Below are 13,321 nucleotides of genomic sequence, written 5' to 3'. Positions count from 1 at the left end.
AACAGACCCCCGTACGCTGCGCATATGGGTCTCCAGAATGTGGGAGCGGCGCTGCGTGAGCGCCTTCCGGAGCTGGGCGTGCGGATGGCCGAGCGCATCCGGGCCGAGGTCGAGTCGTACGCGGACGACGCGCTCATCCCGTTCGCGTCGCTCAGGGAGTCGTGCGAGGACAACTCCGATCTGCTCCTCGGCCGGTTCGCCTACGGCACCGAGCCCGAGGTGGGGGCCGCGCTGCAGACCGGGCGGCTGCGAGCGGAGCAGGGGGTGCCACTCGCGGACGCGCTGCACGCCTATCGGGTCGGTTTCGAGCTGTTCTGGTCGGAAATGGTCGAGGAGTCGCGCCGGCATCCGGATGTCACGGACGCCGAGCTGGTGGCCGGTTCGTCCGAGGTGTGGGCCCTGTTCGGCCGGTACGCGGAGGCGGTGGCGGCCGCCTACCGGGAGGCCAGCGCAGAGCTGGCGCTGCAGCGCGAGGCACGTCGCTCGGCGCTGGCCGAGGCGCTGTTCACGGGCGCGCTCGCGGACCGTACGACGCCGTGGGAGGCGGCCCGGCAGCTCGGTCTGCCGGAGCGCGGCCCGTACGCGGTGGTGGCCGCCGCCGTGCCGGATCCCGGTCAGGAGCCGTTGCCCGGCATCGAGGCGTCCCTGCGCCGGTCCGGGGTGTCGTCGGTCTGGCGGCTGCTGCCCGACCAGCAGATCGGGCTGGTCTCGCTCGCACACCGGGACGCGGAGCCGGCGAGCCTGCGGGCACTGCGACGGCGGCGCGCCCGGGTCGGGGTCAGCCCCCGGTTCGACTCGCTGCGGGACACCCCGCAGGCGCTGCGCTTCGCCCGGCTGGCCCTGGCCGGGCTGCCCGGCGACGGGCCGGGCGTCACGCGCTTCGACGACAGTCCGCTGGCCATGCTGGTCGCCGCGGCCCCGGCGGAGGCGAGCCGGCTGGTCGAGGTCGCCCTGGGCCCGGTCCTCGCCCTGCCGCAGGCGGAGCGGGGGCGGCTGCTGCGGACGCTGGGCCAGTGGTTCACCGCGGGCGGCGTGGCAGCCGAGACGGCGGACCGCCTCTTCGTCCACCCCAACACCGTGCGCTACCGGCTGCGCCGCATCGAGGAACTGACGGGCCGCTCGCTCTCGGACCCGGCCGCACTGGCCGACCTGGGCGCCGCGCTGTACACCCTGCGGCTGCTGCCTGGTCCGGAAGGGCTCAGGGGTTCACCGGAAGCCGGTACACCGACACATGGGACCGGGACTCGGCGGTGAAGGCGTCGCCCTCCCAGTCCGCGTGCCGGAACTCCAGGTCGAATCCGGCCAGTTGGGCCATGAGGTCGAGCTCGGCGGGCCAGATGTAGCGGTGCGGGCTGCGGTACAGCTCGGCCCGCTCGGTGTCGTCGAAGCGGAAGTGGTGCGATACGACACGCTGGTGGAGGATGTCGTAGGTGTCCAGACCGACGTAGTCGGCGTCGGCGCGCCAGACGGTGGCCGCCTTGCCCGGCGGGAGCGTGCGCAGCTCGGGCACCCACAGCTCGATGACGAACCGGCCGCCGGGGCCGAGATGGCGGGCGGCGTTGCGGAAGCACTCGACCTGTTCGGCCTGGGTGAGCAGATTGGAGATCGTGTTGTAGACGAGGTAGACGAGGCGGTACGTCCCCGGGGCGGCGGTCGTCGCCATGTCGCCGATGACCACGGGGATCGTCGCTTCGTCGGCCTTGGTCCGCAGTCGCTCCACCATCGGCTCGGACAACTCGATACCGGTGACGGGGACTCCGCGCCCGGCGAGCGGGACGGCGACCCGTCCGGTCCCGATCGCGAACTCCAGTGCCGCTCCGCCGTCCGCCAGCTCGGCGAGGCGCGCCACGGTGGGCTCCAGGACCTCCGGCGCGAACATCCCGGTACCGGGGGTGTCGTAGTGCCGGGCGGTGGCGGCGTCCCAGACGTTCTCCTGCTCCATGGCACCAACTCTCGTCATCCGCAAAGCGGTTGTCGAGCTGATTTCGGTCTCGCCGCTCCTGTCTCTCCCACGCCGTTGACACCGGGAGTCAGCCCTCTACGGTAGATCTCCGCACAGCATGTCGCACAGCTTTCGATATCTCGAACGCCCCTCTTCGGACGACGCGTCACACGACGAGTCAGTGGGGCGGGGACCGGGACTCCCCGCCCCACGCCATCGACATGCGGAGGACTTCATGACCCCACCCCTCGGCAGACGGTCCTTCCTGGGCGCGGCCGGCGCCACCGCGGCGGCCCTGACGGTGACCGACGCCGTCGCCGCCCAGGCCGCACCCCACGGGACCGGAGCACGGCGCCGACTGGCCACCCAGGTGCAGCCGTTCCCGCTGACCGCGGTGACCCTGCTGGCCGGGCCGTTCCAGGACAACCAGCACCGCAACAGCGCCTATCTGCGGTTCGTCGACATCGACCGGCTGCTGCACACCTTCCGCCGGAACGTCGGCCTGCCCAGCAGCGCCCAGCCCTGCGGCGGCTGGGAGGCGCCGACCGTCGAACTGCGCGGGCACTCCACCGGGCACCTGCTCTCCGGTCTCGCCCTGGCCTACGCCAACACAGGCGACACCGCGCTGCGCGACAAGGGCCGCAGCCTCGTCGCCGCCCTGGCCGCCTGCCAGGCCGCGTCACCGAAGGCCGGCTACGGCAAGGGGTACCTGTCGGCGTTCCCGGAGAACTTCTTCGACCGGCTGGAGGCCGGAACGGGCGTCTGGGCGCCGTACTACACCATCCACAAGATCATGGCCGGGCTGGTCGAGCAGTACCGGCTGGCCGGGAACGCCCAGGCCCTCGATGTCGTGCTGCAACTCGGTCAGTGGGTCAACACCCGTACCAGCAAGCTGAGTTACGCGCAGATGCAGCAGGTGCTCGAGACCGAGTTCGGCGGGATGAACGACGTCCTCTCCGACCTGCACGCCATCACCGGGGACACGGTCTGGCTGGACGTCGCCCAACGCTTCACCCACGCCCGGGTCTTCGACCCCCTGGCCGCCGGCCAGGACCAGCTCGCGGGGCTGCACGCGAACACCCAGATCCCGAAGATGGTCGGCGCCTTGCGGATGTGGCAGGAGGGCCTCGCCGACCGCTACCGCACCATCGCGCAGAACTTCTGGCAGATCGTCACCGACCACCACTCGTACGTCATCGGCGGCAACAGCAACGGCGAGGCGTTCCACGGACCGGATGCCATCGCCGCCCAGTTGTCCAACGGCACCTGCGAGAACTGCAACAGCTACAACATGCTGAAGCTGACCCGGCTGCTGCACTTCGGCGGTGTCGGCTGGTACCGCAAGCACTTCCGCCTCCCGGCACCGGCCGACGCCGGCGCACGCCACGTCGAGCTGTGCCTCGACGGCGTCCACCAGAACGCGGACGTCTGGCTCAACGGCGTGCACCTCGGCTTCCACCCCTACGGCTACACCTCCTTCGCCCACGAGCTCACCCCGCACCTGGCCGCCGACGGCCGCAATGTCCTGGCCGTGCGGGTCGACGACAGCGGCCAGAACAGCCGCTGGTACTCGGGGTCGGGCATCTACCGGCACACCTGGCTGACCGTGACGGGCCCCGTGCGCATCCCCCTGTGGGGCGTGCGCGTCACGACACCCGAGGTCGGCACGGACCGTTCGGTCGCGCATCTGGACGTGTCGGTGACCAACCTCGGCTCCGCGCCCGGCTCGGCGACGGTACGGGTCACGGTCCTCGACCCGCACGGCCGTACCGTCGCCGATGGCCGGGCACCGGCGGGGGTCCTCGCCTCCGGCGTCACGGCCGTCGCCCCGCTCGACCTCACGGTGGCCCGGCCGTCCCTGTGGTCGCCCGAGTCGCCCAGCCTGTACACCGCGCGCGCCGAGGTGCTGGTGGGCGGCCGGGTCGTCGACACCGTCACGACGGCCGTCGGGTTCCGCTCGCTGGCGTGGAACCGCACGTCCGGCTTCAAGGAGGCCGGCTTCAACGCGATCCGCACCGCTCACAATCCGCCGACACCGTCCCTGCTCGACGCGTGCGACCGGCTCGGCATGCTCGTGATGGACGAGTTCTTCGACGTGTGGGACACCGGCAAGAACCCGCAGGACTACTCGGTGCACTTCGCCGATTGGTGGGAGCGGGACCTGACGGGCACCGTGCTGCGGGACCGCAACCACCCGAGCGTGGTGATCTGGTCGCTCGGCAACGAGATCACCGACAAGACCAACGGCGTACGGGGAGCGGAGCTGGCGCGGGCGCTGCGCGCGCTCGACTCGACCCGCCCGATCACGCTCGGCGGCGGCTCCACGTTCTCGGCCGACGACCCGTCGTGGAGTTACGTCGATGTCGGTGACGTGCACTACAACGCCAACGGCAAGGGATACGGCCCGATGCACGACGCGCATCCCGAGAGGGCGATGACGCAGAGCGAGGGCTTCCCCGCCACCATCTACCAGGACACGGCGTTCGTGAACGAGCACGCCTGGGCGGTCGGCAGCTGGGTCTGGGCCGCCTGGGACTACCTGGGCGAGTCCGGCATCGGCAAGACACCGATGGCCCCCGAGGGCACGGCCGCGGGCATCGGTGACCCGAGCAAGTGGCGGTCCGGTGGGGCTACTTCGACGAGCTGACCAGCTGGACGTGGGACGTCGAGACCGGCCACCCGATGACCGTGCACGTCTACCCACCGGGCGACCACGCCCAACTCCTGCTGAACGGGAAAGAGTTCGCGCCCACGGCCTTCGAACGGGCCATGGCCACCTTCACCGTGCCGTACGAACCGGGCGAGTTGACGGCGGTCGCCTTCCGCGACGGCCGGGAGATCGGCCGCAGCTCGCTCACCACCGTGGGTGCCCCGGCCGCCCTGCGCCTCGCCCCGGACGTCCGCGCCCTCACCACGAGCCGTGACGACCTGGCCCATGTCCACGTGAAGGTCACGGACCACCGGGGCCGGCTCGTGCCCGACGCGACGGTCCCGGTGACCTTCGCCGTGACGGGAGCGGGCGAACTCGCCGGGGTCGCGAGCGGCAACCCGCACAACGTGGACAAGTTACCGGCAGCCGCACCGGGCAACCTGGCACGGGCGCGCCCTGGCGATCCTCCGTCCCGCGAAGAGACCTGGGCGCCTGACCCTCACAGCCACCGCGCCGGGTCTGCGCCCGGCCACGCTCACCCTGCCGGTGACGGCGGTGTGATCAGAGCGAGATGTCGATGTCCTCGACGTCGGTGAACTCCACCAGCAGCCCCTGGGCGCGGCGGCCGGCGTCACGGAAGTACATCTCACCCAGTCCCTGCGCCGCGATCTCCTGCAACTGGGCCTCGGTGGCGCCCCGGTCGCGGGCGGCGAAGAGGCGCTCGGCCCAGCGCGGCGGCAGGGCCTGGGTGATGTGGCGCAGCCGGGCGTCGTCCGTGGTACCCGGTGCCGCGGTGAAGCCGAACCGGGCGCGCGCCGCGACGACGATGCCCTCCACCGTGGCGGCCCGGTCCCTGGCCCGCGCCCGCACCTGTGGCTGCCAGCGCTGCCTGACCTCGCGTTCCAGCCGCGCGGCGAGGTCCTTGCGCGGGTGCTTGAGCGTACCGACCACGTACCGCTCCACGGTGCGCTGCGAGACGCCCAGCAGATCCGCGGCCGGCCGTGTGCCCTTGAGCTGCTTGACCAGGTACTTCATCTGAGCCTGCGCGGACTTGGGGACGGGACGGGTGAACGCCCCCTCCAGCGCCCGGTCCAGGCTCTCCCCCACGGTGTCCACGGGCTTCTCCTCTCCACCGCGGGACGACCCGGCGGCGGCCGTCCCGCAGGTCAGCCTATGCGACGGACCCGGCTCGCGAGGTCACCCGCGTCCACCCTCGTTTTGAACACGTTCAAAACAGCGCTACGCTGGGTCCGACAGGAAACGGAGGGGGCGCGATGAAGGTGGTTCTGCCCGGGGGAACCGGACAGGTCGGCATGATTCTCGACCGCGCGCTGACGGCGGCCGGTCATGAGGTCACGGTGCTGACCAGGCATCCGGAAGGAGCGCGCCGGCTCGGCTGGGACGGGGTCACGCTCGGCCCGTGGGCCAAGGCGATCGACGGCTGCGATGTGGTGATCAACCTGGCCGGCCGCAGCGTCTCCTGCCGCTACACCCCCGAGAACCTGCGGGCCATGATGGACTCCCGGGTGGACTCCGCGCGGGTCGTCGGCGAGGCGATCGCCCTGGCCGGACAACCCCCGCGGGTCTGGCTGCAGATGAGCACCGCGACGATCTACGCCCACCGCTTCGACGCGGCGCACGACGAGGCGACCGGTGTGTTCGGCGGTACGGAGGCCGGCGTGCCGGACTACTGGGCCTACAGCGTCGAGATCGCGAAGAACTGGGAGCGCGCGCAGCGTGAGGCGCCGACGCCGGCGACCCGGAAGGTGGCGCTGCGCTCGGCGATGGTGATGAGTCCCGACCGGGGCGGTGTCTTCGACGTCCTGCTGGGCCTGGCCCGGCTGGGGCTCGGCGGACCCGTCGCGGGCGGTGCGCAGTACGTCTCCTGGATCCATGACGAGGACTTCGTCCGCGCGGTGGAGTTCCTGATCGACCGCGACGACATCGAGGGCCCGGTGAACCTCGCCTCCCCCGGCCCGCTCCCCCAGCGGAACTTCATGCGGACCCTGCGCGCGGCCTGGGGCGTCCCGTTCGGGCTGCCCGCGACGCGCTGGATGGCGGAACTGGGCGCGTTCGCGCTGCGCTCGGACACCGAGCTGCTCCTCAAGAGCCGCCGGGTCACGCCGGGCCGGCTGCGGGAGGCGGGGTTCCGCTTCAGCTATCCCACCTGGGAGTCGGCCGCCACGGATCTCGTCCAGCGGGCCCCTGGACGGCTCCGGCTGCCCAGGCCCGTGCCGTCTCGGCCTTGACCCGCGTGAGGCGGGACAGGCTTTACTTGAAACTACAAGCACCGGTGTATCGTCCCTCGTGATTCAAATTTGAACCACGAGAACCGCCCACGCCTCCTCGGGAGGACGCCTTGCGCGTCGCGATCACCGGGTCCACCGGACTCATCGGCTCCGCACTCACCCGCTCGCTGCTGGCGGACGGCCATCAGGTCGTCCGCCTCGTCCGCGACCGGACCGCCACCGCCCTGCAGGACGGCAGCGAGACCGCCCACTGGGACCCGGTCACGGGGCGGATCCAGTCCGGTGCGCTGGACGGCGCCGACGCCGTCGTGCACCTCGCCGGCGCGGGGGTCGGCGACAAACGCTGGACGGCGTCCTACAAGCAGGTGATCCACGACAGCCGGGTCTTCGGCACCGGGACCATCGCGCGTGCCGTGGCCGACTCCGCCGCACCGCCGCGCGTCCTGGTGTCCGCGTCCGCGACCGGCTACTACGGCGACACCGGCGCGCGGATCATCGAGGAGAGCGAGCCGGCCGGGGACGACTTCCTGGCCTCCGTCTGCGTCGACTGGGAGGCGGCCGCCGATCCGGCGCGGCAGGCCGGTGTCCGGGTGGTCCATCCGCGCACCGGTCTGGTGGTCTCGGCCGAGGGCGGGGCGTTCGGCCGCCTCTTCCCGCTCTTCCGCCTCGGCCTGGGCGGCCGGCTCGGCTCCGGCGACCAGTACTGGCCGTTCATCTCGCTGACGGACCACGTCGCCGCGCTCCGCTTCGCCCTCGACACCGAGGAGTTGTCCGGTCCCGTCAACTTCACGGCCCCCGAACCGCTGACCAACCGCGAGGTGACCCGGGCACTGGGACGCGCCCTGCACGGCCCGGCGCTCGCGGCCGTCCCCGCCTTCGCCCTGCGCGCGGTGCTGGGCGAGTTCGCAGGGAGCATCACCTGCAGCGCCCGCGTCGTCCCGGGCGCCCTGGACAAGGCGGGGTTCACGTTCGCCCACCCGACGATCGACGAGGCGCTGGACTCGGTACTGCGAACGGCCGGTTGAGGTCCCGGGCGAACGGGCGCGCAAGGGGTACGGTGACGGGTCCCGGCGCGAGGCCGGGGACAAGGGGCGTCAAGGAGGATGCCGTGTGCCGACTGTTCGGACTGATCAGCTCTCCCCACCGGACACACGCCACGTTCTGGCTGCTGGACGCGCCCGACAGTCTCAGCGCGCAGAGCCACCGCGAACCCGACGGCACCGGACTGGGCTTCTTCGAGGCCGACGGGACGCCCGAGGTGCACAAGGCACCGATCGCCGCCTATGAGGACCGGGCCTTCGCCCAGGAGGCCCGGGAGATCGAGTCGGCCACCTTCCTCGCCCATATCCGCTATGCCTCGACCGGAGGCCTGGACGTGCGCAACACACATCCCTTCGCCCAGCAGGGGCGGTTGTTCGCACACAACGGGGTGATCGAGGGGCTCGACCAGCTCGACCGCCACCTGGGCGAGGACCGGTCACTGGTGCATGGCGACACCGACTCCGAGCGCTTCTTCGCCCTGGTCACACGGGAGACCGCGGCGCACGGCGGTGATGTGTCCGCCGGCCTCGTGTCCGCGGCGCGCTGGGTCGCCGAGCACCTTCCCCTGTACGCCCTCAACGTCATCCTCACCACCGCCGACGAGTTGTGGGCGCTGCGCTATCCCGCCACACACGAGCTGTACGTCCTGCGGCGCACGCCGGGCGGTCACCACGGCTCGCGGCATCTGGACCACGCCGGCCGGCACGGTCATCTGCGGGTCCGCTCGGCACGGCTGAGTGCGCTCGCCTCCGTCGCCGTGGCCAGTGAGCCCATGGACGACAACCCGCTGTGGCGGCTCATGGACCCCGGCGAACTGCTCCACGTCGGCCCCGACCTGCATACCACCGCCCACCTCGCCCTGCCCGATCCGCCGGCCCACCCGCTCACCCTGGCCGACCTGGAACCCACCGCGGCGGCTTCACAGCGTCCGGCGTAGTTCCCGTACCGTCGAGGCACGGACTCCGTCTATCAGGTGATGGGCTCGGCACGGCGCTCTCAGGCCCGGTCGGTCAGCTCCTCCGCGTACACCTGCGACAGCGGCTGCGGCCCGACGTACTGCTGGCAGTTGCACTGGCCGGGCTCGTAACGCAGCGGCTTCTTGTTCTCGTCCCAGGCCGTCGGGACCTCGACTCGCTCGTGGCAGCGGCCCTGCTTGTCGTGCTTGGCCAGGTGATGGGTGCATCCGCAGACGGGCTCCGGCGTCTGGTGGGCCGCTTCGACGGCGATGCGCTCCTGCCGCGTCGCCTCCATCAACTCCAGCTTCCGTTCGTGCCGGTTCCGCAGCGCGGTGCGCACGGTGTCGGCGAGCCAGGCGAAGCCGCCCGTCCAGAAGACGATCAGCGCCCACCAGATCCAGTCCATCGGTCACCCTTCCCCCTGTGCGCCCAGTGACCCGCTTCACCGGATCAAGACTTGCGCAACCCTTAAACTGTCCGACGTGGACAACACTACCGAAGTGACAGGCCCGGAGACCGCGGAGCTCGAGGGCGGGCCGGCGGACGGGTTGCGCATGAAGGTCTCCGGCCGACCGCGCGTGATCCAGGTGACGTACCCCTGCGAGGTGGAGACCGCCTCGGCCGACGGTGTGCGCGCGGAGGCGGTGTACCTGTACCGCCGCGACTACGCCGTGACCGGCGAGCCGCTGCGGTACGGCTTCGACATCGCCAGCCCCTGACCGGCCCGCCGCACGCGGCTCGCCGGCCGGTCAGGAGTCGGAGTCGGGGGTGCCCTTCGCCGCCGCGTAGGCCTGGGCCGGCGTCATCGGGACGCCGTTGAGGCTCACCGTCCTGTACTGGCTGACCTTGGCGCAGGTCTTGGCCTCGTCGGCGGTGGAGGCGTGGGCGTTGGAGACCGCGGCGTGGGTGTCGGCCGGCGCGGGCGAGGACGTACCGCCCGGGAAGCTGGTGCCGCTCGGCCAGTCGGCGCCGATCACCAGGGTCAGTCCGGTGCCGGTGCCCTGCTTCAGGTGCGAGGAGGACAGACCGAGCGCCTTGGCGACCGTCTGTGCCTCCGCCTTCTGGCCGGTGCCGTAGGTCAGCGTGGTCGTCGCGGAGCTCGGGGCGTAGCGCGTGATCGTGGCGGAACCAAAACCCTGGTCGGTCAGGGCTGTCGCGATGTCCGAGGCCCGGCCGGTGACCGTGGTGCCGTTCCCCACCGTCACGGCGATCTGCGAGGCGGGCACGGCCGACGCGGTGGGCTTGGCGGTGGCCGAGGCCGCCGCGGACTTCCCGCCCGAATCGGTCGTCAGCGACTGGTCGTTGGCGATGGTGGAGAACAGGGTCTGCGCGCCCGCGCCCACGACCAGGCGGTCTTTGTTGTTCGGGTCGGGGGCCGTCTGCATCGTCGTGAACGTCATCCGCTTGGTGGGCACCTTGTTCACGTCCGACGCAAGGCCGATCAGCTTCTTCACGGTGCCCAGGCCGTCGTCCACGGTCAGCGCCTTGGTCGCGGCGTCGGCGAGGTCGTAGACCGCGGTGGGGTCGGTGAGCGTGCCCGCGCTCTTGAACTTGCGGATCAGCGAGCTGAGGAAGAGGTGCTGGGTCGTCGTACGGCCGAGGTCACTGCCGTCGCCGAAGCCGTGCCGGGAGCGGACGAACTCCAGGGCCGCGACGCCCTTGAGGGTGTGGGTGCCCTTGGCCAGCTTCAGGTGCGAGTAGGTGTCGTAGACGTCGTCGTTGACACACACGGAAACACCGCCGACGGCGTCGGACATCTTCACGACGCCGGAGAAGTCGAGCTTGACGAAGTGGTCGATCGGGATGCCGGTGAGCTGGTGGACGGTGGCCACCTGACAGGCGGGGCCGTACTGCAGCGCGCTGTTGATCTGCCCGAAGTAGCCGTTCGTGGACTGGTGGGTCTCGCTGTCCGTGCAGGCGGGCACCTTGGTCATGGTGTCGCGCGGGATGCTCATCACCGTGGCGTTGGAGCGGTCGGCGGATATGTGCACCACCATCTCCACGTCCGCGTTGCTGCCCGTCTGCACACCGGTCTTCGAACAGCCGCCGCCGAGCTTGCAGTCCTCCGTGCTGGTACGGCCGTCCGAGCCCATGACCAGGATGTTGATCGGGGTCCGGCCGAAGGCGTCGGCCTTCTCGGTGCCGCCCTTGCCGTCGAGCGCGACGCTGTGGATGTTGCCGTTGAGGTGCTCGTAGAACCACCAGCCGGCACCCGCGGTGATCACGATGATGCTCGACATGCCGATGCCGATGATCTTCAGCGCCTTCTTGCCGCGCCCCGCCTGACGGGCCCGGCGTCCGCGCCTGGCACTGCCCGAGCGGGCGGCCGCCCGGGCCGCGGCCCTGCCGCCCTGCGCCCGTCCCCCGTCGGACTCGGTCGCCCGCTGCCCGGGCACCCGTGCGCCACGGCTCCGCGTGGCCTGCCCGGCGGGCCCGTCCCACGGGTCGCTCATCTCCCACTCCCATGAACGGTCGGGCCTCTCAGTTCCGGCCGAGAGGTGTGACGGCCGGGACCGCGCGGCGGCGTAAGGACAGGTGAAGCACTGTCGCCCCACCTTGCTTGCGTAGTTGCGCAATCTAACAAACCTGTGGCCCGAACAGCACGGATACACACTCAATTCACAGGCGGGGCACCACATGGAACCGCCGTGCGGACCTGGGCCGGTACGGGAGGGGGAGTGTACGCCCCCTGATTAAGAACGGCGTCAGGTGCGCTTCCACGTGGGGTGTACGGCGGGATAAATCGACATCAAACACCCGCCCGGAATTCTCACACCCGCTTTTTACGAGTGCCCTCAGCCGCCGACTCCGCGCAGGCGGTGGACGGGGGCGGAGGCATGCTGTGTGCGTGCGGTGAGCTGACCGACCATCACCCGGACCAGAGTGACCACGTCGGGATCGTCGATGAAGTAGATCTGCCGCCGGCCCTCGCGGCGGGAGCGGACGAGTCCGGCGAGCTTCAGCTTCGCCAGGTGCTGACTGACTGCGGGCAGCGCACCGCCCACCCGGTCGGCGAGATGGCTGACATCGCTCTCGCCCTGTGACAGGGCCCACATCAGATGCAGCCGGGCGGAGGAGGCGAGCAACCCGAACGCCGCGGCGGCCTCCGCCAGCACCTCGGCGGGCGGGTCCTCGAAGCCGGCGTTCTGCGTCACAGTCCTCTCCCGTCCCTGCCCTCGTCACAGCCGACACTCATGCGCCCACCCAGTGTAGGCGTCCGGCCCCGGCGGCCGTGCGCCACCGGCAACGGCCCGGCGGGCGCACGGAGTCGGGGCCGACGAGGACCGGCCGGAGCGGGTCAGTCCTCGTAGAAGTTGTTGACCACGACCTCCGGTTCGTCGTCGTCGAACGCCTCGTTGAGGAGCGCGCCGCCGATGAGACCGGCCGCACCGGCACCGATCAGCGCGCCGGTGCCGAAGCGGCGGCCGCCGCCCTGCTGCTGGTGGTCATGGTGGTGGTCGCCGTACGGCTCGCCGTATCCCTGCTGCGGGTAGCCCTGCTGGGGGTAGCCCTGTTGCGGGTAGCCCTGCGCCACGGGCTGCGGGTAACCCTGCTGGGGCGGGGTGTAGAACGGCGGGACCGTGGTCTGCACGCGCTGCGCGCAGCCGCCGCAGGTCTGGACGGGCCGGGGCACGCCCCACTGCGGGGACCAGGTCACGGTCGTCGTGCCCGGGCCGTGGTTGGGGTCGAAGAAACAGGTCACGGTGGAACTCCCGGTGGGTTGCGGGGATGCGGTGAACGCCGGGGCCGGCGGGGCGGCGACCGGCGGCTTGGAGTGGACGGGCGGCACGGGCGCGGCCGCGCTCGCCGGCTGTGCGGCGACCGGGGCCGGGCTCGGGGCCGGGCTCGGGGATGTCTCCTGGAGCACCGTCACGCCGTAGTCGGAGGCGATGCCGGCGAGGCCCGAGGCGTAACCCTGCCCGACCGCGCGGAACTTCCATTCCGCGCCGTGCCGGTACAACTCGCCGAAGACCAGCGCGGTCTCGGCCGACAGACCGCCCGACGCGAGGTCGTAGCGGGCGAGTTCGGTGTCGCCGTCCTGGTCGAGGACGCGGATGTGCGCGCGGTGCACCTGCCCGAAGGCCTGGCCCCGGCTCGCGGCCTCGTAGAGGGACACGAGGAAGACGACCTTCTCCGCCTGGGCCGGGACCCGGGTCAGGTCGACCTGGATCCGCTGGTCGTCACCGCCCGCCGGCCCGCCCCCGCCGCCGTGGCGGACCGAACCGTCGGGGCTGGTCAGGTTGTTGAAGAAGACGAAGTGCTCGTCGGAGAGCACCCGGCCCGCCTGGTCGCACAGCAACGCGCTGGCGTCCAGCTCGTAACCGGTGTTCGCCTGCCAGCCCAGCCCGACCGTCACCGCAGTCAGACCGGGGGCCTGCTTGCTCAGCGACACATTGCCGCCCTTGGTCAGGGACACACTCATCCACGTCCTCCGCAGCCGCTCGCACTTCCCGCGTCCATCTCGATGGATGCCATCCGGGCC

At 71.4% G+C, this 13,321-nt stretch carries 13 protein-coding genes and 1 pseudogene; 8 read left to right on the top strand and 6 right to left on the bottom strand.

What is annotated here, in order from left to right:
• Positions 1–24 precede the first annotated feature (24 nt).
• A complete protein-coding gene (locus tag ACH47Z_RS05190) occupies positions 25–1,254 on the top strand; it encodes a PucR family transcriptional regulator (RefSeq protein WP_399070658.1) in 1,230 nt (409 codons plus the stop codon).
• Here the strand turns inward: ACH47Z_RS05190 and ACH47Z_RS05185 are convergent.
• The gene (locus ACH47Z_RS05185; RefSeq protein WP_399070656.1) at positions 1,199–1,942 is read right to left on the bottom strand and encodes a class I SAM-dependent DNA methyltransferase; all 744 of its coding nucleotides are present in this window, start codon (positions 1,940–1,942) and stop codon (positions 1,199–1,201) included. The genes ACH47Z_RS05190 and ACH47Z_RS05185 overlap by 56 nt on opposite strands.
• Before the next feature lie 235 nt (positions 1,943–2,177).
• Between ACH47Z_RS05185 and ACH47Z_RS05180 the strand changes: the two genes are divergently transcribed.
• From ACH47Z_RS05180 to ACH47Z_RS05170, 3 genes and pseudogenes are all read left to right on the top strand, one after another.
• Positions 2,178–4,589: a beta-L-arabinofuranosidase domain-containing protein gene (locus ACH47Z_RS05180; RefSeq protein ID WP_399070653.1), complete on the top strand. Its 2,412-nt coding sequence runs from the start codon at positions 2,178–2,180 to the stop codon at positions 4,587–4,589.
• Between the two features lie 35 nt (positions 4,590–4,624).
• Positions 4,625–4,951 (top strand): annotated as a pseudogene (locus ACH47Z_RS05175) (DUF4982 domain-containing protein); the annotation flags it as partial.
• Positions 4,952–5,048: 97 nt separating this feature from the next.
• Positions 5,049–5,153: a hypothetical protein gene (locus ACH47Z_RS05170; RefSeq protein ID WP_399071368.1), complete on the top strand. Its 105-nt coding sequence runs from the start codon at positions 5,049–5,051 to the stop codon at positions 5,151–5,153.
• Here ACH47Z_RS05170 and tpg read toward each other — a convergent pair whose 3' ends face one another.
• Complete coding sequence (gene tpg / locus ACH47Z_RS05165; RefSeq protein ID WP_399070651.1) at positions 5,154–5,708, bottom strand: telomere-protecting terminal protein Tpg; 555 nt, start codon at positions 5,706–5,708, stop codon at positions 5,154–5,156.
• Positions 5,709–5,866: 158 nt separating this feature from the next.
• Here tpg and ACH47Z_RS05160 point away from each other — a divergent pair, with 158 nt between their 5' ends.
• The 3 genes from ACH47Z_RS05160 to ACH47Z_RS05150 all read left to right on the top strand — a co-directional run bounded on the left by ACH47Z_RS05160 (position 5,867) and on the right by ACH47Z_RS05150 (position 8,819).
• Complete coding sequence (locus ACH47Z_RS05160) at positions 5,867–6,841, top strand: TIGR01777 family oxidoreductase (protein ID WP_399070649.1); 975 nt, start codon at positions 5,867–5,869, stop codon at positions 6,839–6,841.
• A gap of 110 nt (positions 6,842–6,951) precedes the next feature.
• Positions 6,952–7,866: a TIGR01777 family oxidoreductase gene (locus ACH47Z_RS05155; protein ID WP_399070647.1), complete on the top strand. Its 915-nt coding sequence runs from the start codon at positions 6,952–6,954 to the stop codon at positions 7,864–7,866.
• 83 nt (positions 7,867–7,949) lie between these two features.
• A complete protein-coding gene (locus ACH47Z_RS05150) occupies positions 7,950–8,819 on the top strand; it encodes a class II glutamine amidotransferase (RefSeq protein WP_399070645.1) in 870 nt (289 codons plus the stop codon).
• Between the two features lie 59 nt (positions 8,820–8,878).
• On the opposite strand, the gene ACH47Z_RS05145 is transcribed toward ACH47Z_RS05150, so the two are convergent.
• Positions 8,879–9,244, bottom strand: a complete 366-nt coding sequence (locus tag ACH47Z_RS05145; protein WP_399070643.1) for a hypothetical protein — start codon at positions 9,242–9,244, stop codon at positions 8,879–8,881.
• 76 nt (positions 9,245–9,320) lie between these two features.
• On the opposite strand from ACH47Z_RS05145, the gene ACH47Z_RS05140 reads away from it, so the two are divergent.
• Positions 9,321–9,557: a hypothetical protein gene (locus ACH47Z_RS05140; protein ID WP_399070641.1), complete on the top strand. Its 237-nt coding sequence runs from the start codon at positions 9,321–9,323 to the stop codon at positions 9,555–9,557.
• Between the two features lie 30 nt (positions 9,558–9,587).
• Here the strand turns inward: ACH47Z_RS05140 and ACH47Z_RS05135 are convergent, their stop codons facing one another.
• From ACH47Z_RS05135 to ACH47Z_RS05125, 3 genes are all read right to left on the bottom strand, one after another.
• Positions 9,588–11,291 carry an LCP family protein gene (locus ACH47Z_RS05135; protein WP_399070639.1) on the bottom strand — a complete coding sequence of 568 codons (1,704 nt, stop codon included), beginning with the start codon at positions 11,289–11,291 and terminating at the stop codon, positions 9,588–9,590.
• A 342-nt stretch (positions 11,292–11,633) separates the two neighbouring features.
• Entirely contained in the window at positions 11,634–11,993 is a 360-nt protein-coding gene (locus ACH47Z_RS05130; protein ID WP_399070637.1) for an ArsR/SmtB family transcription factor, read from the bottom strand.
• Between the two features lie 143 nt (positions 11,994–12,136).
• The gene (locus ACH47Z_RS05125) at positions 12,137–13,261 is read right to left on the bottom strand and encodes a TerD family protein (RefSeq protein WP_399070635.1); all 1,125 of its coding nucleotides are present in this window, start codon (positions 13,259–13,261) and stop codon (positions 12,137–12,139) included.
• Positions 13,262–13,321 lie beyond the last annotated feature (60 nt).

It is taken from the genome of Streptomyces sp. NPDC020192 (assembly GCF_044388685.1).
In the GTDB taxonomy this organism is placed as follows: Bacteria; Actinomycetota; Actinomycetes; order Streptomycetales; family Streptomycetaceae; genus Streptomyces.
Note: the sequence above shows the minus strand (reverse complement) of the source record. Positions and strands in the feature narration are given on the sequence as shown.